Annotated in this window: 25 protein-coding genes and 1 pseudogene; 15 read left to right on the forward strand and 11 right to left on the reverse strand. The window is 68.8% G+C overall.

The genetic code is table 11. The annotated features are described in order from the left end of the window. Positions 1-29: 29 nt before the first annotated feature. From hslU to hslV, 4 genes are all read right to left on the reverse strand, one after another. Complete coding sequence (gene hslU / locus C8P69_RS20010) at positions 30-1,331, reverse strand: ATP-dependent protease ATPase subunit HslU (protein WP_108179226.1); 1,302 nt, start codon at positions 1,329-1,331, stop codon at positions 30-32. Positions 1,332-1,411: 80 nt separating this feature from the next. Further along, positions 1,412-2,062: a DUF2585 domain-containing protein gene (locus tag C8P69_RS20015; protein ID WP_108179262.1), complete on the reverse strand. Its 651-nt coding sequence runs from the start codon at positions 2,060-2,062 to the stop codon at positions 1,412-1,414. Continuing rightward, the gene (locus C8P69_RS20020) at positions 2,059-2,574 is read right to left on the reverse strand and encodes a GNAT family N-acetyltransferase (protein WP_108179227.1); all 516 of its coding nucleotides are present in this window, start codon (positions 2,572-2,574) and stop codon (positions 2,059-2,061) included. Before C8P69_RS20020 ends, C8P69_RS20015 begins: the two co-directional genes overlap by 4 nt. A 37-nt stretch (positions 2,575-2,611) precedes the next feature. Then, the gene (gene hslV / locus C8P69_RS20025; RefSeq protein ID WP_108179228.1) at positions 2,612-3,166 is read right to left on the reverse strand and encodes an ATP-dependent protease subunit HslV; all 555 of its coding nucleotides are present in this window, start codon (positions 3,164-3,166) and stop codon (positions 2,612-2,614) included. Positions 3,167-3,299: 133 nt separating this feature from the next. Here hslV and hisB point away from each other — a divergent pair, with 133 nt between their 5' ends. Genes hisB through C8P69_RS20065 form a run of 8 tightly spaced genes read left to right on the forward strand, consistent with a single transcriptional unit; the run spans position 3,300 to position 8,255 of the window. Further along, the gene (gene hisB, locus C8P69_RS20030; protein ID WP_108179229.1) at positions 3,300-3,887 is read left to right on the forward strand and encodes an imidazoleglycerol-phosphate dehydratase HisB; all 588 of its coding nucleotides are present in this window, start codon (positions 3,300-3,302) and stop codon (positions 3,885-3,887) included. A gap of 1 nt (position 3,888) precedes the next feature. After that, a complete protein-coding gene (locus tag C8P69_RS20035) occupies positions 3,889-4,389 on the forward strand; it encodes a DUF2628 domain-containing protein (RefSeq protein WP_108179230.1) in 501 nt (166 codons plus the stop codon). After that, positions 4,386-5,036 carry an imidazole glycerol phosphate synthase subunit HisH gene (gene hisH / locus C8P69_RS20040; protein ID WP_108179231.1) on the forward strand — a complete coding sequence of 217 codons (651 nt, stop codon included), beginning with the start codon at positions 4,386-4,388 and terminating at the stop codon, positions 5,034-5,036. The genes C8P69_RS20035 and hisH overlap by 4 nt, the downstream gene beginning before the upstream one ends. Then, positions 5,024-5,770 (forward strand): 1-(5-phosphoribosyl)-5-[(5-phosphoribosylamino)methylideneamino]imidazole-4-carboxamide isomerase, encoded by a 747-nt coding sequence (hisA, locus tag C8P69_RS20045; protein ID WP_211353850.1) that lies wholly within the window; start codon positions 5,024-5,026, stop codon positions 5,768-5,770. The genes hisH and hisA overlap by 13 nt, the downstream gene beginning before the upstream one ends. 32 nt (positions 5,771-5,802) lie before the next feature. Then, positions 5,803-6,411: a Uma2 family endonuclease gene (locus tag C8P69_RS20050; protein WP_108179233.1), complete on the forward strand. Its 609-nt coding sequence runs from the start codon at positions 5,803-5,805 to the stop codon at positions 6,409-6,411. Continuing rightward, positions 6,408-7,196, forward strand: coding sequence for an imidazole glycerol phosphate synthase subunit HisF (hisF, locus tag C8P69_RS20055; RefSeq protein WP_108179234.1), 789 nt, complete (start codon positions 6,408-6,410; stop codon positions 7,194-7,196). The genes C8P69_RS20050 and hisF overlap by 4 nt, the downstream gene beginning before the upstream one ends. 13 nt (positions 7,197-7,209) lie before the next feature. Next, positions 7,210-7,833, forward strand: a complete 624-nt coding sequence (locus C8P69_RS20060) for a LysE family translocator (RefSeq protein WP_108179235.1) — start codon at positions 7,210-7,212, stop codon at positions 7,831-7,833. Between the two features lie 2 nt (positions 7,834-7,835). Beyond that, complete coding sequence (locus tag C8P69_RS20065) at positions 7,836-8,255, forward strand: DUF1810 domain-containing protein (protein WP_108179236.1); 420 nt, start codon at positions 7,836-7,838, stop codon at positions 8,253-8,255. A gap of 9 nt (positions 8,256-8,264) precedes the next feature. On the opposite strand, the gene C8P69_RS20070 is transcribed toward C8P69_RS20065, so the two are convergent. Next, positions 8,265-9,266, reverse strand: coding sequence for an adenosine kinase (locus C8P69_RS20070; protein WP_108179237.1), 1,002 nt, complete (start codon positions 9,264-9,266; stop codon positions 8,265-8,267). A gap of 152 nt (positions 9,267-9,418) precedes the next feature. On the opposite strand from C8P69_RS20070, the gene gnd reads away from it, so the two are divergent. Both gnd and C8P69_RS20080 read left to right on the forward strand, forming a co-directional pair. Then, positions 9,419-10,393: a phosphogluconate dehydrogenase (NAD(+)-dependent, decarboxylating) gene (gene gnd / locus C8P69_RS20075; protein WP_108179238.1), complete on the forward strand. Its 975-nt coding sequence runs from the start codon at positions 9,419-9,421 to the stop codon at positions 10,391-10,393. 29 nt (positions 10,394-10,422) lie between these two features. Beyond that, the gene (locus C8P69_RS20080) at positions 10,423-10,923 is read left to right on the forward strand and encodes a gluconokinase (protein ID WP_245902155.1); all 501 of its coding nucleotides are present in this window, start codon (positions 10,423-10,425) and stop codon (positions 10,921-10,923) included. 2 nt (positions 10,924-10,925) lie between these two features. On the opposite strand, the gene C8P69_RS20085 is transcribed toward C8P69_RS20080, so the two are convergent. Together C8P69_RS20085 and C8P69_RS20090 are read right to left on the reverse strand one after the other, a co-directional pair. Beyond that, complete coding sequence (locus tag C8P69_RS20085; RefSeq protein WP_108179240.1) at positions 10,926-11,705, reverse strand: HpcH/HpaI aldolase family protein; 780 nt, start codon at positions 11,703-11,705, stop codon at positions 10,926-10,928. Continuing rightward, positions 11,702-12,640, reverse strand: a complete 939-nt coding sequence (locus C8P69_RS20090; protein WP_108179241.1) for a ribokinase — start codon at positions 12,638-12,640, stop codon at positions 11,702-11,704. The genes C8P69_RS20085 and C8P69_RS20090 overlap by 4 nt, the downstream gene beginning before the upstream one ends. A gap of 147 nt (positions 12,641-12,787) precedes the next feature. On the opposite strand from C8P69_RS20090, the gene C8P69_RS20095 reads away from it, so the two are divergent. The 5 genes from C8P69_RS20095 (at position 12,788) to C8P69_RS20115 (ending at position 17,396) form a co-directional block, all read left to right on the forward strand. Next, on the forward strand, positions 12,788-13,534 hold the full coding sequence (locus C8P69_RS20095; protein WP_108179263.1) for an ABC transporter ATP-binding protein: 747 nt from the start codon (positions 12,788-12,790) through the stop codon (positions 13,532-13,534). Beyond that, entirely contained in the window at positions 13,531-14,199 is a 669-nt protein-coding gene (locus C8P69_RS20100; RefSeq protein ID WP_108179242.1) for a phosphoribosylanthranilate isomerase, read from the forward strand. Before C8P69_RS20095 ends, C8P69_RS20100 begins: the two co-directional genes overlap by 4 nt. After that, positions 14,196-14,993, forward strand: a complete 798-nt coding sequence (locus C8P69_RS20105; protein WP_108179243.1) for an ABC transporter permease — start codon at positions 14,196-14,198, stop codon at positions 14,991-14,993. Before C8P69_RS20100 ends, C8P69_RS20105 begins: the two co-directional genes overlap by 4 nt. A 241-nt stretch (positions 14,994-15,234) precedes the next feature. Beyond that, positions 15,235-16,557 (forward strand): polyhydroxyalkanoate depolymerase, encoded by a 1,323-nt coding sequence (locus tag C8P69_RS20110; protein WP_108179244.1) that lies wholly within the window; start codon positions 15,235-15,237, stop codon positions 16,555-16,557. Positions 16,558-16,661: 104 nt separating this feature from the next. Continuing rightward, complete coding sequence (locus tag C8P69_RS20115) at positions 16,662-17,396, forward strand: M48 family metallopeptidase (protein WP_108179245.1); 735 nt, start codon at positions 16,662-16,664, stop codon at positions 17,394-17,396. Positions 17,397-17,400: 4 nt separating this feature from the next. Here C8P69_RS20115 and C8P69_RS20120 read toward each other — a convergent pair whose 3' ends face one another. The 4 genes and pseudogenes from C8P69_RS20120 to C8P69_RS20130 all read right to left on the reverse strand — a co-directional run bounded on the left by C8P69_RS20120 (position 17,401) and on the right by C8P69_RS20130 (position 19,806). Next, complete coding sequence (locus C8P69_RS20120; protein ID WP_425440775.1) at positions 17,401-17,934, reverse strand: GNAT family N-acetyltransferase; 534 nt, start codon at positions 17,932-17,934, stop codon at positions 17,401-17,403. Next, positions 17,923-18,432 (reverse strand): annotated as a pseudogene (locus C8P69_RS24085) (N-acetyltransferase family protein); the annotation flags it as partial. The gene C8P69_RS20120 and the pseudogene C8P69_RS24085, both read right to left, overlap by 12 nt. Beyond that, the gene (locus C8P69_RS20125; RefSeq protein WP_108179246.1) at positions 18,429-19,022 is read right to left on the reverse strand and encodes a helix-turn-helix domain-containing protein; all 594 of its coding nucleotides are present in this window, start codon (positions 19,020-19,022) and stop codon (positions 18,429-18,431) included. The pseudogene C8P69_RS24085 and the gene C8P69_RS20125, both read right to left, overlap by 4 nt. A 31-nt stretch (positions 19,023-19,053) precedes the next feature. Further along, on the reverse strand, positions 19,054-19,806 hold the full coding sequence (locus C8P69_RS20130) for an alpha/beta hydrolase (RefSeq protein WP_108179247.1): 753 nt from the start codon (positions 19,804-19,806) through the stop codon (positions 19,054-19,056). Positions 19,807-19,919: the final 113 nt, after the last annotated feature.

Consider the following 19,919-nt stretch of genomic DNA (forward strand, 5'->3'; position numbering starts at 1 on the left):
GGGGCGGCGGCGTTTCGCGTTTCAGGGCGTCAGAGGATGAACCGGCTGAGGTCGGCATTGCGGGCGAGGTCGCCGACCGTCTTGCGCACATAGGCGCCGTCGATGGTCACGGTCTCGCCTGCCCGGTCGGGCGCGGTGAAGGAGATGTCATCGAGCACCCGCTCGATGATGGTCTGCAGCCGCCGTGCACCGATGTTCTCGACCGAGGCGTTCACCTCCACGGCGAGGTCGGCGATGGCGTCCACGGCGTCCTCGGTCAGGACGAGGTCGACGCCTTCCGTCTTCATCATGGCGATGGACTGGCGGGTCAGGCTCGCCTCGGTCTCGGTGAGGATCGAGCGGAAGTCCTCGCGGGTCAGCGGCTTCAGTTCGACGCGGATCGGCAGGCGGCCCTGGAGTTCCGGCAGGAGGTCCGAGGGCTTGGCCACGTGAAAGGCGCCTGAGGCGATGAACAGGACGTGGTCCGACTTCACCGGCCCATGCTTGGTCGCGACCGTCGTGCCCTCGATCAACGGCAGCAGGTCGCGCTGCACGCCCTCGCGGGAGACCTCGCCGCCACGCGCGCCTTCGCGGGCGCAGATCTTGTCGATCTCGTCGAGAAAGACGATGCCGTTGTTCTCGACGAGGCGGATGGCCTCCTGCACGAGGTTGTCCTGGTCGACGAGCTTGTCGGCCTCCTCCTGCACCAGCGGCTCATAGGCCTCCTTGACGGTGGTGCGGCGCTGCTTGGTGCGCCCGCCCATCATCTTGCCGAGCATGTCGTTGAGGTTGGCGATGCCGATCTGGCCGCCGGGAATGTCCATCATCGGCATGGCCTGCGGCGGCGCCGCCGTCACCTCGATGTCGATTTCCTTGTCGTCCATCTCGCCGTCGCGCAGCTTCTTGCGGAAGCTCTCGCGGGTGGCAGGCGAGGCGGTCTTGCCGACGAGGGCGTCGAGGACGCGCTCCTCCGCGGCCAGATGGGCCTTGGCCTGGACCTCCTTGCGCTTGGTCTCGCGCACCAGGCCGATGCCGACCTCGACGAGGTCGCGGATGATCTGCTCGACATCGCGGCCGACATAGCCGACCTCGGTGAACTTGGTCGCCTCCACCTTGAGGAAGGGCGCATTGGCGAGCTTGGCGAGGCGGCGCGAGATCTCCGTCTTGCCGACGCCGGTCGGGCCGATCATCAGGATGTTCTTCGGCAGCACCTCCTCGCGCAGGCTCTCGTCGAGCTGCAGGCGACGCCAGCGGTTGCGGAGCGCGATGGCCACGGCGCGCTTGGCGTCCTTCTGGCCGATGATGTGGCGGTCGAGTTCGGAGACGATTTCGCGGGGGGAGAAGTCGGTCATCGGGACCCTGGAAAACACGGGACGAAGTGCCGGTAGATGGCGATTGCCGCCCGCCGTTCAAGGACTGGGGAGGAGCGGGATCAGCCCCCGCCCTGCTGCCACAGCCTGATGGCATCCACCGGGTGGACCAGCATGATGATGTTGAGGGTCAGGTTGTCGCGGATGACCGCGGCAAGCCCAACCTCGACGGCGATGGCGATGCCAAGCGTCGCCCAGGCCGGCAGGATCGCCGCCAGGAGGAAACCGACCGCCATGGCCAGGGTGTCGCCGATGGAATTGAGGATGGAATCGCCGGTATATTGATAGGATGCCGGGATAATGCGGTACCGCTCGATGATCATCGGCGTGTTCTCGGCGATCTCCCAGGCCCCCTCCAGCACCACGGCGAAGACGAGCCGCGTCCAGATGGACGAGCGGGGCATGACGATCCAGGCGACAAGGTAGAAGATGAAGCCGTGGAGGACATGGCTCAGCGTGTACCAGTCGGTGAGGTGCTGGGAATTTTCCGAGCTTTGCACGACGCCTTGCCAGAGCTTCACCGTGCCGCAGGGGCAGATCGGCACGCGGCCCATGGCGTAGAGCACGCCGGCCTGGACGGCGAGCAACAGCAAGAGGATGGGCAGGGCCTGCCAGACGGCGAGGCCCCAGCGGCTGCCGCCATCGCCGCCGCCACCGCCGCGATAGACGGAACCGGTGACGGGGGAGATCGGCTGGAAGGGGCTGGATGTCATGGCCATGGTGCGAGTTTAGCCGGGGCAGCGTCGCAAGTCATGAAGAGGAAGCGGCCGAATTGGGGCACGTCGCGGACCTCGCGGCGCACGAAGCCGGCCTTCTCGAAGGCGCGGATCGAGGCGGGATTGTCGGGATGCGGATCGGTGACGAGCCGTGGCACGCCGCGGGCGAAGGCAGAGACCGCAAAGGCGCGGATGAAGGCGGAGCCGTGACCGCGGCCGACCAGCCCCGGATCGCCGATGGACAGGTCGAGGCCGAGCGTGCCGACGGGTTCGCCCGCGAAGGGATGACCGTCCTCGGCATTCGGGTCATAGGCCTGGAAATAGCCGACAGGCGCACCGTCGAGGAGCATGACGAAGGCCTCGACATGCGGGTCGTCGAAAATGGTGGCGATCGCCGCCATTTCTTCGTCCGTGTCGCCCCACCAGCGGGCGACATGGGGCTGGAGGATCCAGTGGCGCACCAGCGGCAGGTCGGCGGGTGTCAGCGGGCGAAAGGCGTAATCCGGCATAGCGTGTCTCCGTGACGGCCCCCGCCCCGGACCGGCCTCAGCCGATGCTTTCGATGACCAGATTGCCGTTGGTGTAGACGCAGATTTCCGCGGCGATGCCCATGGCCTTGCGGACGATGGCCTCCGCGTCCTGGTCGGTATCGGCGAGTGCCTTGGCCGCGGCCAGGGCGTAGTTGCCGCCCGAGCCGATGGCGGCGATGCCCTTCTCCGGCTCCAGCACGTCGCCCGTGCCGGTGAGGATGAGCGAGACGTCCTTGTCGGCGACGATCATCATGGCCTCGAGTCGGCGCAGGTAGCGGTCGGTGCGCCAGTCCTTGGCGAGCTCCACCGCAGCGCGGGTCAGCTGGCCGGGAAACTGCTCGAGCTTCGCCTCCAGCCGCTCGAACAGCGTGAAGGCGTCGGCGGTGGCGCCCGCAAAACCGGCGATGACATCGCCGCGGCCGAGGCGGCGGACCTTGCGGGCATTGGCCTTGATGACGGTCTGGCCGAGGCTGACCTGCCCGTCGCCGCCGATCACCACCTTGCCGTTCTTGCGGACGGAGCAGATCGTGGTGGCGTGCCAGCCGGGAAAGGCGTCGTTCTGAGGGGACATGGAACCTCCGGAAAGCACGAGATGTAAGCGGTGGCTCGCCGGACGCAAGCAGCGCCCCAACCATGCCGCGCGCTTCGCCTTTCCAAAACCCGTGGCCGGCTGATAGAAGACCGGCCATTCGCCGGAGAGTGCCATGCGCAAGGGCCAGATCACCCGCACCACCAGGGAAACCGACATCACGGTCGCCGTCGACATCGACGGCAAGGGCCGCGCCGATGTCGCGACCGGGGTCGGCTTCTTCGACCACATGCTCGACCAGATCGCCCGTCACGGCATGATCGACCTGACGGTGAAGGCCAAGGGCGACCTGCATATCGACGACCATCACACGGTGGAGGATGTCGGCATCGCGCTGGGCCAGGCGGTGCGCCAGGCGCTCGGCGACCTGAAGGGCATCACCCGTTATGCCGACGTGCACCTGCCGATGGACGGCACGCTGACCCGCGTCTGCATCGACGTGTCGGGCCGGCCCTTCCTGGTCTTCCGCACGACATTCGACCGGCACAAGATCGGCACCTTCGACACCGAGCTGGTGCGCGAGTTCTTCCAGGCATTTGCCATGAATGCCGGCATCACCCTGCATGTCGAGACGCTCTACGGCGACAACGCCCACCACGTCGCCGAGAGCTGCTTCAAGGGGCTTGCGCGGGCGCTGCGAGCGGCCTTTGCCATCGACCCGCGCCGCGCCGACGAGATCCCCTCGACCAAGGGGGTGCTCTGACATGGCGCGCCAGACCAGCTACACCGTTCACCTCCCGCCGACGGGCAGCGATGAGGGCGCCCAGTTCGTTCCGGACAGCTTCGCGCCCATCGCCTTCGTCGCACCCTGGGCATGGTTCCCTTTCCACCGCCTGTGGCTGGTGACCATCGCCTATCTCGTCGCCATGGTCGCTGTTGTCGTAGCGCTGTCATTCAGTGGCCTGCCGTCGCTGATGCAGACGCTGATCACCTCGGCGCTGAGCCTGCTCATCGGGCTCGAGGCCACCAACCTGAAGCGCTGGACGCTCCGCCGCCGGGGCTGGCGCGAGGTAGCCGTCGTTGTCGCTGCCTCCCGCGAGGAGGCCGAGCGCCGCTATTTCGCCGAGCGCGACACGCCTGTCGCCCCCTCGTCGCTGGCACTGGCCGCAACGCGCCCGGCAACGTCGGCTGCCGCCCCTTCCGCGCCGCTGCCGATCATCGGCCTCTTCCCCGATGCGGACCCCTCCGCAAGGGGCGCGCGGTGAGCGTCGCCATCGTCGATTACGGCTCGGGCAACCTGCATTCCGCGCAGAAGGCCTTCGAGCGGATGGCGCGCGAGCGCGGCCTGAACGCGCCCGTCCTCGTCACTGCCGATCCCGATGTGGTGCGCAAGGCCGACCGCATCGTCCTGCCCGGCGTCGGCGCATTCGCCGACTGCAAGCGCGGCCTCGTCGGCGTTCCCGGCATGGTCGAGGCCATGACCGAGGCGGTGCGCGGCCGTGGCCGGCCCTTCCTCGGCATCTGCGTCGGCATGCAACTCATGGCAGGGCGCGGGCTCGAGAAGGAGACCTCCGCCGGCCTCGGCTGGGTGCCCGGCGACATCGACCTGATCCGCCCGGCCGATCCGGCGCTGAAGATCCCGCATATGGGCTGGAACACGCTGGACGTGACGCGCGACCACCCCGTGCTGGCCGGCATTCCGACCGGGCCGAAGGGCCTGCACGCCTATTTCGTCCATTCCTACCACCTGACCGCGACCGCCGCCGACGTGGTGCTGGCGGAGGCCGCTTACGGCACGCGCGTCACCGCGATGATCGCCCGCGACACGATGGTCGGCACGCAGTTCCATCCCGAGAAGAGCCAGACCATCGGCCTGTCTCTCATCGGCAATTTCCTGGAGTGGCGCCCGTGAGGCTCTTTCCCGCCATCGACCTCAAGGAGGGCCGCTGCGTCCGCCTGCGCCAGGGCGACATGGCCCAGGCGACCGTCTATGCCGACGATCCGGCCGCCCAGGCGCGCGCTTTCGAGACTCAGGGCTTCGACTATCTGCACGTGGTCGACCTTGACGGCGCCTTTGCCGGCAAGCCGGTGAATGCCGCGGCGGTGGAGGCGATCCGCGCCGCGACCTCCTTCCCCGTCCAGCTCGGCGGCGGCATCCGGGACATGCGGACGGTCGAAGGCTGGCTGGGCAAGGGCGTGTCGCGCGTCATCATCGGCACGGCGGCGGTGCGCGATCCGGATTTCGTGAAATCCGCGGCCAGGGCCTTCCCCGGCCAGGTGGCGGTCGGCATCGATGCCCGCGACGGCTGGGTGGCGGTGGAGGGCTGGGCCGAGACGTCGAGCCTTGCCGCCCATGATCTCGCCCGCCGCTTCGAGGATGCCGGGGTTGCCGCCATCGTCTACACCAACATCGCCCGCGACGGCATGCTGACCGGCATCGACTGGGACGGCACCATCGCCCTCGCCGACGCCGTCTCCATTCCCGTCATCGCCTCGGGCGGCCTCGCCTCGCTCGACGACGTGCGCCAGCTCCTGTCGCCGCGGGCGCGCAAGCTTGAAGGCGCCATCACCGGCAAGGCGCTCTATGACGGCCGCCTTGATCCGGCCGAGGCCATCGCGCTGGTGCGCGGCGCCCGCGCGGCGTGACGGAAGCGGCGCCTTTCGGCTATCATGGGGCCATGAACGCCCTGCCACCCCTTGCCCTGCGTCTCGCCGAAGGCGCGCCCCGCGATCCGGACAGGTTCCTCGCATGGGCGGCGAACACGCCGGCGCTCGAGGGCTTCAAGGTCGAACTCGCCCATGGGGAGGTGACCATGATGATGGTGCAGGTATCCCAGGCCCATGCGCGGATTTGCACCAATCTGCTTGCCGTCCTACTGCAAAAGTTTGACCGGACGATCCACCTGCTCACCACGGCTGATTTCGGTGTCCGCACCGAACACGGGATCCGCTATCCCGACATTCTCGTCGATGCCGGCGTCGGCAACGGCAAGGACTACGCCGCGCGCGAGCCGATCTTCATTGCCGAGGTCCTGTCTCCCTCGTCGATCGCGACCGACATGATCGAGAAACGGGACGAATACCTCCAGATCGGTACCCTCCAGGCCTATCTCATCTGCGCGCAGGACGAGCCGCGCGCCTGGCTCTTCCTCCGCGAGGATGGCCGCTTCCCGGCGAGCCCTGTCATGATCGAGGGCCGCGCGGCCTCGGTCGAGGTGCCAGCCCTCGCCCTTTCCCTCCCCATGGCGGACATCTTCGCCGGCATTCCGGACGCCCCTTCAGCATGACCTTCAAGATCCGCATCATCCCCTGCCTCGACGTGAAGGACGGCCGGGTCGTCAAGGGCGTGCAGTTCGTCGACCTGATCGACGCCGGCGATCCGGTCGAGGCCGCCAAGGCCTATGACGCGGCGGGCGCCGACGAGCTCACCTTTCTCGACATCACCGCGAGTTCCGATGATCGCCGCACCATGTTCGACGTGGTGACGCGCACGGCGGAGGCCTGCTTCATGCCGCTCACCGTCGGCGGCGGCGTGCGCACTGTCGAGGACATCCGCGCCCTGCTGCAGTCGGGCGCGGACAAGGTGTCGATCAATACCGCGGCGGTGAATGACCGCGCCTTTGTCGGCCGCGCCGCCGACAAGTTCGGCGACCAGTGCATCGTCGTCGCCATCGACGCCAAGAAGGTGTCCGGCGAGGGCGAGGCGGATCGCTGGGAGATCTTCACCCATGGCGGCCGCAAGCCGACCGGCATCGACGCGGTCGCCTACGCGCGCGAGGTGGTGGCGCTGGGGGCGGGCGAGATCCTGCTCACCTCCATGGACCGCGACGGCACCAAGTCCGGTTTCGACCTGAAGCTCACACGCGCCATCGCCGATTCGGTGCCAGTGCCGGTGATCGCCTCGGGCGGCGTCGGCACGCTCGACCATTTCGTCGAGGGCGTGCGCGATGGCGGCGCGACCGGCGTGCTGGCGGCCTCGGTCTTCCATTTCGGCACCTTCACGATCGGCGAGGTGAAACGGCACATGCAGACGGCCGGCCTGCCGGTGCGCATGGACGGAATCGCAGTCTGAGCGCGGCCGGGACATGAACCCCGCGGACACGCTGCTCGCTCTCGCCGGCCTCTGGTTCATCGCCGTCCTGACCCCCGGGCCGAACATGATCCTGTTCATGGCCGTGGGACTGTCCTCGCCGGCCTCGTCGGTGATCGCGACGGCGGCCGCCATCCTCCTCGGCGCCCTCTGCTGGGGCCTCGCCGGCCTCTTCGGCCTGTTCTGGCTGTTCGAGCTGTTCCCCGCGGCGGCCGCGGCGGTGAAGGTCGCCGGCGGGCTCTACCTCGCCTGGATGGGGCTCAGCCTGATCCGGCGCAACGTCGCTCCGCCGCCGGAAGCGGTGCGCGAGCCGGCGGCGATGCTGACGCCCCGGCGCGCGTTCCTGACCGGGCTCGCGACAGCGCTGGGCAATCCGAAGAGCCTCGTCTTCGTCTCCTCGCTCTTCGCCGTGACGCGGCTCGCCGAACAGCCGCTCACCATCGGCTTCGCCGGTGTGGCGATCATGGTCGCCATGTCCATGCTGTACTACGTCACCCTCGGCATTGCGCTGCGCACCCTGCCCTTCGCGCGCCGGCCGGGCGCCGCAGGCCGGCTCCTCGCCATCGGTACCGGCGTCATCATGATGGCCTATGGCGGCAAGATGGCCTGGGAGCGCTAGGGATGACCTTCGACCTTGAACGCTTCGTCACGGCGCAGGACCCGGTCTTCGAGGATGTCATCGCCGAGCTCGCCAACGGCGCGAAGACCTCGCACTGGATGTGGTTCGTCTTCCCGCAACTCGCCGGCCTCGGCACCAGCGCGATGTCGCAGCGCTACGCCCTGTCGGGCATCGAGGAGGCGGAGGCCTATCTCGCCCATCCCGTTCTCGGCCCGCGGCTGCTGATGGTCATGTCGCTGGTCATGGCCGCGCGGCCGAAGAGCGCCGAGACGATCCTCGGCGCCATCGACGCGGCCAAGCTCCACTCGTCCATGACGCTGTTCGCGGTGGCTGCCGCCGATCCGGAGCCCTTCGTCGCGGTGATCGACGCCTTCTATGGCGGCGCGCCCGATCCCGCGACGGTGAAGCTGCTCGGCGGCTGAGGCCTCAGATCAGAGCACGAAGCCGTTCTCGGCGGCGAGCGCCTTGAGGTTCGCCTCGGGGCGGGCGCCCATATGGCTGATGATCTCGGCGGCGCAGAGCGCGCCGAGGCGCAGCGAGGTCTCGTGCGGCATGCCGCGGGCAAGACCCGACAGGAAGCCGGCGGCGAAGAGGTCGCCCGCACCGGTCGTGTCCACCACCTTGTCGACCGGGAAGGCCGGGGCGGAAACGAGCGCCGTGCCCTCCACCGCGATGGCGCCCTGCTCGGAGCGCGTGACGACCGCGAGAGCCGCATCGGCGCGCAGCGCGTCGAGCGCGGTGGCGAAATCAGCGGTCTGGTAGAGCGACTTCAGCTCGCCCTCGTTGGCGAAGACGATGTCGACGGTCTTGGCGCGGATGAGACCGATGAACTCGTCGCGGTAGCGGTCGACGCAGAAGGCGTCGGAGAGGGTGAGCGCGACCTTGCGGCCTGCGCCATGGGCGATCTCGGAGGCCTTGAGGAAGGCCTTCTTGGCCTCCGGCGGATCCCAGAGATAGCCCTCGAGATAGGTGATGCCGGCCGAGGCGATGGTGTCGGCATCGACATCGGCAGGGGCAAGGTTCTGCGCCGCGCCGAGATAGGTGTTCATCGTGCGCTCGCCGTCCGGCGTCACCAGGATGAAGGACCGCGCCGTCGTTGGGCCCTCGGTGGCTGCGGCGGTCGGGAAGTGGATGCCGGCCGCCTTCATGCCATGGGTGAAGGAGGCGCCGGGCTGGTCGTTGCGCACCTTGCCGATGAAGGCGGGCTTCAGGCCGAGCATGCCGATGCCGGCAATGGTGTTGGCGGCCGAGCCGCCCGACATCTCCACGGTCTGGGCCATGGCGGCGTAGATCGCTTCGGCACGCGCCTCATCGATCAGCATCATGCCGCCCTTCGGCACGCCGAGCTTCGCGAGCACGTCGTCCTCGGTGCGGGCGAGGACGTCGACGATGGCGTTGCCGATGCCGGCGACGTCGTAGCGGGGCTGGGACATGGAGGGCTCACTGGTGGCGAAAGGGATTGCCGGCCCTCTACACGCTGGCACCGCCTTCGGCAACGCCGCGCCATTGACTTATCGGCGCGTTTCGGTTGGTTCGGACGGAACGAGAAGACGCCAAAGACAAGACCACACAGGAGGGACGTCCAATGCAGATCGGCGTGGTGGGCCTTGGGCGGATGGGGGCGAACATCGTCCGCCGCCTGACGCGGGCAGGACATTCCTGCGTGGTTTTCGACGCGGATGCGGCCACCACGGCGAAACTGGCGGCGGAAGGGGCGGAGGGCGCGTCGTCGCTCGCCGATCTCTGCGGCAAGCTCGCCGCGCCCCGTACGGTGTGGGTCATGCTCCCGGCGGGCCAAGTGACCGAGACGGCCATCGCCGCAATCGCCGGGCATCTCGCGGCCGGCGACACGGTGATCGATGGCGGCAATACCTTCTGGAAGGACGACATCCGCAGGTCGAAGGCGCTCGCCGAGCGCGGCCTCACCTATCTCGATGTCGGCACCTCGGGCGGCGTTTGGGGGCTGGAGCGCGGCTATTGCCTGATGATCGGCGGCGACAAGGCGACCGTCGAGCGGCTCGACCCGATCTTCCGGGCGCTTGCCCCCGGCCGCGGCGACATCCCCGAGACGCGCCATCGCGAAGGCCGTGCCTCGACCGCCGAGGAGGGCTATCTCCACTGCGGACCGAGCGGGGCCGGCCACTACGTCAAGATGATCCACAACGGCATCGAGTACGGAATGATGCAGGCCTTCGCCGAGGGCTTCGACATCCTGCGCAATGCCGCCTCGCCGCGCCTTTCCGAAGAGGAGCGGCTCACCCTCGACGTGGCCGAGGTCGCCGAGGTCTGGCGGCGCGGGTCGGTGGTGACCTCGTGGCTGCTGGATCTCACCGCCGAGGCGCTGGCTAAGGATCCGGCGCTCGCCGAATTCTCAGGCCATGTGTCGGATTCCGGCGAAGGCCGCTGGACGGTCGAGGCCGCCATCGAACAGGCGACGCCGGCAGAAGTGCTGACCTCGGCGCTCTATACCCGCTTCCGGTCGCGGCAGGACCACACCTTCGCCGAGAAGGTGCTGTCCGCCATGCGCAAGGGCTTCGGCGGCCATCAGGAATCGAAATGACCAGCGTTGCATCCCGGGCGGCGGCCCCGATGCCGACCGCCGTCATCGTCATGGGCGTATCGGGCTGCGGCAAGTCCACGGTGGGCCAGGCGCTGGCAAGCTGCCTTGGCTGGGACTTCCGTGACGGCGATGCTTTCCACCCCGCCGCCAATGTCGCGAAGATGCGCTCCGGTGCGCCGCTGACGGATGACGATCGCTGGCCCTGGCTCGATGCGATCGCCACCCATGCAGCGGATCTGGAGGCGGCCGGCGGCCATGTCGTCATTGCCTGCTCGGCGCTGAAGCGGGCCTATCGCGACCGGCTGCGCGCCAGCGGCGCGCGCATCCGCTTCGTTCATCTCGCCGGGAGCTATGAGCTGATCGACGCGCGGATGACGGCGCGCGTCAACCATTTCATGCCGCCGAGCCTTCTGGCGAGCCAGTTCGCGACGCTGGAGCCGCCGGGGCCCGACGAGGCGGCGATCACCGTGTCGATCGACGCTCCCCCGGAGGAGATCGTCGCCACGGCCCTCGCCGCCCTCAGGGCCTGAGGTCAGCGCCGGCCGGGGAAGGCCTTGCGGTGGCGGGCAAGGTCCGCCATGGCGCCGGCCTTCAGGGTGGGCACGTCGCATTCGCCAATGACGATGCCGAAGCCGCGTGCGGCGCAGTCGGAGGCGTCGCGCGTCGGCAGCGGGATGATGCCGGTGACCTTGCCGGCCTTGGTGACGGCCGCGACCGTATCGTCGATCACCGAGAGCAGCGCGGGATCGGTGAGCTGGCCGAGCTTGTTCATCGAACCGGCGAGGTCGTTCGGACCGATGAAGAGGCAGTCGACCCCGTCGATGGAGGCGATGGCATGGGCATCGCGCGCCGCCTCGACGCTCTCCACCTGCAGGGCGAGGAACGTCTCGTCGTGGGCAACGGCGGCATAGTCCTCGTGAAAGCCGTAAAGGCCGGATCGGGCGGCGGTGGCGGCAAAGCCGCGGCGGCCGCGCGGCGGATAGAGGCAGGAGCGCACGATCGCATGGGCCTGATCGACCGTGTCGACCATGGGAACCATGAAGGAGTGGATGCCGGCATCGAGCAGGCGCTTGAAATGGCTGGAATCATGGCCCGGCACGCGCACCATGGCATCGCCGCCGCCAGCCTCCACAGCCCGCACGCATTCCAGCACGTCCTTGACATCGATCGGCGTGTGCTCGCTGTCGATGAGGACGATGTCATAGCCCGCCAGGGCATAGATCTCGCAGGCCGCTGGAGAGCCGGTGAACACCCAGGCGCCGAGGAGCTTCTCACCGGCGCGGGCACGGCGCTTGATGCGGTTGCGGATCATTCTGTCAGTCTCCGGTGGTCAGGATTGCGCTGGTCCGCAAGGACCTGGGCCGCCGCTTCGATGGCGGACCGATGGGGGATGCTCGGCTGGGCGCCGAAGGCGGTGCAGGCGAGCGAGCCGGCGGCGGCGGCGAATTCCACCGCGGTCTCGTAGCCGCGGCGGCGGTCGAGGGCGGCGGCAAGCGCGCCGCAGAATGTGTCGCCGGCCGCCGTGGTGTCGGCCACCTCGACGGGATAGGCGGGGGATTCGTGGCGGATGCCATCGGCCCAGCAGAGCGCACCGGCCGGGCCCAGCGTCACGGCGACGGCGAGGCCGTGGCGTTCGGAGAGGACAGCGGCGACCGCATCGGGCTCGCCGGTGACGCCAAGGCCGGCGCCAAGCGCCAGGACCTCGTGCTCGTTGACCACGACCATGTCGAGAAGATCGGCGAGCTCGGCCGAGATCGGCCCGGCGGGAGCGCGGTTGAGCATAATGCGCAGGTCGCGGGCGCGGCCCCAGCGGGCGGCGGCGAGGATCTCGGCCTCCGGCACCTCCCATTGGAGCATCAGGATATCGCGGGGCGCTGGCGACAGAGCATCAAGGGCTGTGGCCCGGACAGCGGCATTGGCGCCGGAGGCGACGATGATCTGGTTCTCGCCGGCCGCATCGACCGCGATGAAGGCGGCGCCGGTGGGGGCATCGACGCGGGACACGTGGGAGAGGTCGATGCCGGCGGCGGCAAGCTCGGCGAGCGCAGCAGCGGCGAAGCCGTCGCGACCCACCGCGCCGACCATGACGACGTCCGCGCCGGCGCGGCGGGCGGCCAGCGCCTGGTTGGCTCCCTTGCCGCCGGGGATGACATCGTAACCGGGCCCCAGAACAGTCTCACCGGCGCGCGGCAGGCGACCCACGCGCGCGACCAGATCGATGTTGATGGAGCCGAAGACGATGATCATGGAGGAGGAGCGCGGGCAGGAGCCTCACGCTTGCGCGGCCATTGCCTGCCGGTCAAGACGCGGAGGGGCGGGGCGGCCCTGCGCGGGGATGCGACCCCTGCGCGGTTTTCATTTGCCCTTCACGCCAAGGCGCTCCATCTGAACGGCATGACAACCCCCGCCACCATCGCCGTCGATGCGCTCGTGAAGGACTACGGCCCCGTCCGCGCCGTGGACGGCATCTCCTTCGCCGTGCGCCCCGGTTCGACCACGGCGCTGCTCGGCGGCAACGGCGCCGGCAAGTCGACGACGATCGGCATGATCATGGGCCTGGTGAAGCCGACTTCCGGCACGGTCACGGTGCTGGGCACGGACATGGCCCGCCGCCGGCACGACGTGCTGCACCGCATGAACTTCGAGAGCCCCTATGTGGACATGCCGCACCGGCTCACCGTGCGGCAGAACCTGACGGTGTTCGGGATGCTCTACGGCGTCGGGGACATTCGCGGGCGGATCGTTGCGCTCGCCGCCGCGCTGGAGCTGACCGACCTGCTCGACCGGCCCTCGGGCAAGCTCTCGGCCGGGCAGAAGACCCGCGTGGCCCTTGCCAAGGCCCTGATCAACGAGCCGGAGGTCATGCTGCTCGACGAGCCGACGGCCTCGCTCGACCCGGACACGGCTGACTGGATCCGCTCGCATCTCGAACGCTACCGGGCGACACGCGGCGCGACGATCCTGCTCGCCTCCCACAATATGGGCGAGGTCGAGCGGCTCTGCGACCGCGTCATCATGCTGAAGCAGGGGCGGATCGAGGACGATGCCGCGCCGGGCGAACTCGTCCGCCGGTATGGCCGCAGCAATCTCGAGGAGGTCTTCCTCGACGTCGCGCGCGGCCGGAAGGAGGCCGCGGCATGAGCCGGCCTGCCCGCCGCACCCGCGTGAAGATCTGCTGCATCTCGTCGCCGGACGAGGCCCGCATGGCGATCGATGCCGGCGCCGACGCCCTCGGCTTCGTCGCCGCACGGCAGTCGGGCCCCGGTTTCGTCGACGATGCGGCTATCCGCGCCATCGTCAGTGAGGTGCCGCCGCCGATTGCCACGTTCCTGCTTTCCGCTCACCTCACCGGTGCGGCGATGGCCGATCATGCCCGCCATTGCGGCATCAACACGATCCAGGTGGTCGACCATGTCGATCCCTCCGAACTCGCCGTGGTGGCTGTCGCGGCCCCGCTGGTCCGCCGCGTCCAGGTCATCCATGTGGAGGGCCCGCAGGTCCTCGACCTGATCCCGCGCTACGAGCCCTACGTGCACGCCTTCCTGCTCGATTCCGGCAAGTCGGGCGGCACGATGACCGAACTCGGCGGCACCGGCCGCACCCATGACTGGGACGTGAGTCGCGAATTCGTCGCGCGCTCCTCGCGGCCGGTTTTCCTCGCCGGCGGGCTGACGCCGGCCAATATCGGCGAGGCGATCCGCACCGTGCGCCCCTTCGGCGTCGACCTGTGCTCCGGCGTGCGCACGGGCGGGCGGCTCGACGCCGACAAGCTCGCCGCCTTCATGGCGGCCGTGGCCTCCGCATGACCTTCTCGGTGAACCGCGTCGCAGCGCTCTGCCTGCGCTACCTCTATCTCCTCGCATCGAGCTGGCCGCGGCTGCTCGAACTCATCTACTGGCCGATCCTCAACCTGCTCACCTGGGGCTTCCTGCAGACCTACGCGATGGGCTCGACCAACCAGACGCTGTTCGTCGGCGGCGCGCTGGTCTCCGGGCTTCTGCTCTGGGAGGTGCTGTTCCGCGGCCAGATCGGCTTCTCGGTGTCGTTTCTCGAGGAGGTCTGGTCGCGCAATCTCGGCAATATCCTGATGAGCCCGTTGCGGCCCATCGAGTTCGTCGCGGCACTGATGACCATGAGCCTGCTGCGCCTTGCCGTCGGCATGATCCCGACGGTGATCCTCGCGGTGGCCTTCTTCGGCTTCGACCTCGCGCGGCTCGGCATCGGCTTTGCCGCCTTCTTCGCCCTGCTGGTCATCACGGGATGGGCGGTGGGCCTCGTCGTCTGCGGCCTCATCCTGCGCCATGGCCTCGGGGCGGAAAGCCTCGCCTGGACCATCATGTTCGTGTTCTGGCCGCTCTGCTGCGTCTATTACCCCTTGAGCGTCCTGCCTGGCTGGATGCAGCCGCTGGCCCTTGCCCTGCCGCCGACCCATGTGTTCGAGGGGATGCGCGCGGTGCTGTCGCAGGGCGTGCTGCGCCTCGACCTCCTCGCCTATGCGACCGTCCTCAACATCCTGTGGATCGGCGTCGCGGCCTACGCCTTCGCCGCGCTCCTGGAGAAGGCGCGCGAGGCCGGTTCGCTGCTCTCCAGCGGCGAGTGAGCCGCCGATCGTTGGCCGGCTTCGACTTTCGGCTGATGTGCCCCTGAAGGCACGTTAAGCGCCGGTTAACCCGGTGTCCCACAGGCTGGGGATTGCCCAAGCTGTCATCAGCAGGTTACAAATTTCGGCAGTGCAGCATCACGGGAACCTCGCGTGCCGGTGACGCGTCTCCGCTCTGAAGGCCCGGGATCCCGCCGGACCCGGTCGACGCCATCGCAGGCCCACCCTTCGGAGGCATTGCGTGCTCTATCACTGGTATGAAGCCACCCATGCGATGCTCTCGCCCTACCGGGCGATGGCCGATGCGACCAAGCTGGCGCTGAACAACCCGGTCAATCCCTTCGCCCACCTGCCCATGGCCAAGCAGATGGCCGCCGCCGCCGAACTCTTCGAGCGGGCGACGCGGCGTTACGGCAAGCCCGGCTTCAACCTGCCGACCGCGCTCGTCGGCGGCGAGCGGGTGGCAGTGACCGAGCAGGTGGTCTGGAAACGGCCCTTCTGCGATCTCATCCATTTCCAGCGCGCCCTGCCGCGCGGCCGCAAGGCCGACCCCAAGGTGCTGATCGTGGCGCCGATGTCGGGCCACTACGCGACGCTGCTGCGCGGCACGGTCGAGAGCTTCCTCCCGAACCACGAGGTCTTCATCACCGACTGGGCGGACGCCCGGATGGTGCCGATGGCAGAGGGTCGCTTCGACCTCGACGACTATGTCGACTACGTCGTCTCGATGCTGCATTTCCTCGGCCCCGACACCCATGTCATGGCCGTCTGCCAGCCGGCCGTGCCGGTCTTCGCCGCCGTTGCCCGCATGGAAGCGGAGGACGATCCCTACGTCCCGACGACGCTGACCCTCATGGGCGGGCCGATCGACACGCGATCGAACCCCACGGCCGTCAACAAGCTGGCGGAAGAGCGCGGCACCGAGTGGTTCCGCCGCAATGTCATCACCACCGTGCCCTTCCCGCATCCGGGCATGATGCGGCCGGTCTATCCGGGCTTCCTGCAGATCAACGGCTTCATGTCGATGAACCTCGACCGGCATGTCGACGCCCATCGCGAACTGTTCCGCAATCTCGTCAAGGGTGACGGCGACGGCGCCCAGAAGCACCGCGAGTTCTATGACGAGTATCTGGCGGTCATGGACCTTACCGCCGAGTTCTACCTGCAGACCATCGAGCGTGTCTTCGTCGAGCACCACCTGCCGCGCGGGATCATGATGCATCGCGACCGGCCGGTGGACCCGAAGGCGATCCGCCGCGTGGCGCTGCTGACCGTCGAGGGCGAGAAGGACGACATCACCGGCGGCGGCCAGACCCTGGCGGCCCATGGCCTTGCCACCTCGATCCCCGAGGACATGCGCCATCACCATCTGCAGCCGGCGGTCGGCCATTATGGCGTGTTCAACGGCTCGCGCTTCCGCGCTGACATTGCTCCGCGCGTGATGGATTTCATGCGCACCCATGCCTATCGCAAGGCGCAGGGTGGCAAGACCGCGGCAAAGCCGGCAGCCGAGAAGCCTTCCGCGAAGTCGGCCGTCCTGAAGATGATCCGCGGCGGCCGCTGATCCACATCCAGATACCTCCATCGATGGCAGCAGCGGGCAGCAGGGCGGCTTTCCGCCGCGCTGCCGCAGTGGCCCCCTCGCCCGCGACTCGCTATTCTCCAGCCATGTCCATCATCCGTCGGCTCTTCCAGCGAGAACCCGACCCGGAGACCATCACGGTCTCCCACGAGGGGGTCGCCTACACGGTTGCCATCCGCCGCCTCGGCCAGGCGAGGCGCTTCACGCTGCGCGTGCGCTCGACCAGCCGCGACGCCGTGCTGTCAATGCCGGCGCGGGCGCGCATCGCCGATGCGATCGGCTTTGCCGAGCGCCATGGCGCCTGGATCGCCACCCGGCTCAACCGCATTCCCGAGCGCCTCGCCTTCCTGCCCGGCGCATCGGTGCCGCTGCGCGGCGTGCCGCATGCCATCTCCCACCGGCCGGACCGGCGCGGCACGGTCTGGGTCGAGAACGGGTCGATCCTGGTCGCCGGCGAGGCCGAGTTCGTCTCGCGGCGTGTCAGGGACTTCCTCAAGCGTGAGGCGCGCAAGGACCTGGAGGCGGCGACGCGCCGCTATGCCGAGCGGCTCGGCGTGAAGGTGACCCGCGTCGGCATCCGCGACCAGGCGAGCCGCTGGGGCTCGGCCTCGTCGACCGGCGCGATCAACTATTCCTGGCGGCTCATTCTCGCGCCGCCCTTCGTGCTGGACTATCTCGCGGCCCACGAGGTGGCACATCTCAAGGAGATGAACCACTCGCCGCGGTTCTGGCGCATCGTCAAGGAGCTCTGCCCGGGCATGGAGCCGGCCAAGGCCTGGCTGCGGGCGCATGGCGCCAACCTGCACCGCTACGAAGGCTGACGTCTCAGGCGAGCTGCTTCTGCAGGAAGACGAGGTCGAGGCGGCGGCCGAACTTCTCGCCGATCCCCGGCATCCGACCGACCTCGATGAAGCCGGCGCGGCGGTGGAGCTTCAGCGACGGCGTGTTGCTGCCCTCGACGCCGCCGACAATGACATGCTTGCCAGCCGCCTTCGCGCGCGCTGTAAGCGCCTCGACGAGGGTGAGGCCGATGCCGCGGCCGCGCGCCTCGCCGGACACGTAGATCGAGTGCTCCACGGCGTTGCGGTAGCCCGACCAGGCGCGGAACTGGATGTAGGAGCCGAAACCGACGACGCGGCCGCTATCCTCGGCCACCAGCACCGGATTGCCGGCGGCCTTGCGGGCTGCGAGCCAGGCGCGGCGCTCGTCGAGGTCCACCGGCTCGTCGGACCAGACGGCGGTGCTGGCCACGATGGCGTCGTTGATGATCTCGAGGATGGCCGGCAGGTCCTCCTCGCCCGCGTCGCGGATGACGGCGCCGCTGGGCGGTGCGTTGCGCGGCGGTGTCAGGTCCTTCAGGTAGAAGGTCGTGTCGCAGAACCCGCCATCCGGCCAGAGCGCGAAATCGGGTACGAAACCGAAGCGGGACCAGCCGCCGCGCTCGTAGACGCGCCGGGCCTCCTCGCTGCCGGTGTCGAGGATCAGCAGCGTGCGGCCATGCGCCAACGCCTCCTCCTCCACGCGGCGCAGCAGCGAGCCGGCAATGCCCTGGCGGCGGCCGTCGCTGTGCACCAGCATCTTCTTCACCTCGGCGCGGTGTGGCTGGTTCGGCGGCATGTCGAGGCCGAGCTGGGCGGTGCCGATGATGCGGTCGCCGAGAAAGGCGGCGAGGAGCACCGTGTCACCCGCGGCGACGCTGGTGGCCACTTTGCGGAAATAGGCCTCGCCATCCGCCACCGTGTAGGGGTTCATGAAGCTGACCGAGGCGCCCTTGGTGACGCAATCGACCAGAACCGCGGCAAGACCTGGCACGTGGCGGGCAGCGGCCTCGGGACCCAGGGTGTCGATGGTGATCATCGGCGCAGCCCTCCGGAGGTGTTGGGCACGAGGACAACGCAGTAGCGCGCCGGCCGTTCGGTGCGGTTCTCGAAAACGAGGGGGTAGTCGAGGCGCATCACCCGGCAGTCGCCGGGGCCGAGGTCAGTGACGAGCCCGTCATAGGAGAGGGTGAGCGTCCCCTCGAGCACCCAGACGAACTGCTCGACGGGGATGACGACGATATTGTCATAGGCGACGCGCTTGCCCGCGGGAAGCATCACCTCGACGATGTCGGTGCCGGAGGCATTGGGCGGCGCGACGTTGCGGCGGGTATAGCCGGTCTCGGGATCGGTGCGAACCGCGGTCGTGGCGGCGCGGCGCACCGGATCGGGCTTGGGCTGCGGTTTCTCGAACAGGGTGCCGAGGGTGACGCCGAGGGCCGCGCCGAGCTTCACGAGCAGCACGGCCGTGGCGCTGGCCTCGGCCCGCTCGATGCGCGAGATCATGGCCCGGGACACGCCGGAGAGCGCCGCCAACTGGTCGAGGGTCAGACCCTTGGCGGCACGCAACTCGCGCACACGCTGGGCGACCACCTGGTCGAGATCGTCGGGGGCGGGCGCTGTCTCCATGATTGGAGACTACAATTCTCTCATAGTAGAATCAAGTGCCGATTGCCACGACGGCCGCCTCAAGGCGTTCGAGGTCTTCGGGGCGCGACAGGCGGTGGTCGCCGTCCTTGATGAGAGTCACCACGACATCGTCGCGGGCGATCTTCTCGGCCAGCAGCATGGCGTGGCGCCAGGGCACATCCGGGTCTTCCATGCCCTGGAGGATGTGCACGGGGCATCCGGTCTCGACCAGGCCGCCGAGGACGAGGTTCCTGCGGCCGTCCTCGATGAGGGCGCGGGTGATGGGATAGCCGCCCTCGTCATAGGCGGAGGGCCGCACCCACCGACCTTCGGTCATGATGATGGCGCGGACCTCCTCGGAGAAGGCCGGCCACATCAGCGCCTCGGTGAAATCGGGCGCGGGCGCGATCAGCACCATGCCGGCGGGCGCCTCCGCCAGGCGCCGTGCCGCAAGGAGGCTGATCCAGCCGCCCATGGATGAGCCCACCAGGATCGGCCGCGGGCCGGCGAGCCCGATCATGGCCACCGCCTCCTCGGCCCAGCGCGAGATAGTGCCCTGCTCGAAATCGCCCTCCGATTCGCCATGGCCGGAATAGTCGAAGCGCAGGAAGGCGCGGCCCTCGCGCTGCGCCCAGGCGGAGAGGGCCTCGGCCTTGGTGCCCTTCATGTCGGACTTGAAGCCGCCCAGCCAGACGACCGCGGGACCCCGGCCGGCGACCTGGCGATAGGCGATGCGGCGGGCATCCGCGCCCATGCCGACGCTCACAAATTTCGGAAAGTCCATGTCGGTCACGGCATGCGCCCTGCCTGTTGCGCCCTTCGCGGGTTGTGCAGCTTGCCGCCTGCCAATGCAATGTCGGGACGCCGGCTGCCGACCGCGGTTATGGAGCGTATCGA

Origin of the sequence: Phreatobacter oligotrophus (assembly GCF_003046185.1) — a bacterium.
Lineage (GTDB): Bacteria > Pseudomonadota > Alphaproteobacteria > Rhizobiales > Phreatobacteraceae > Phreatobacter > Phreatobacter oligotrophus.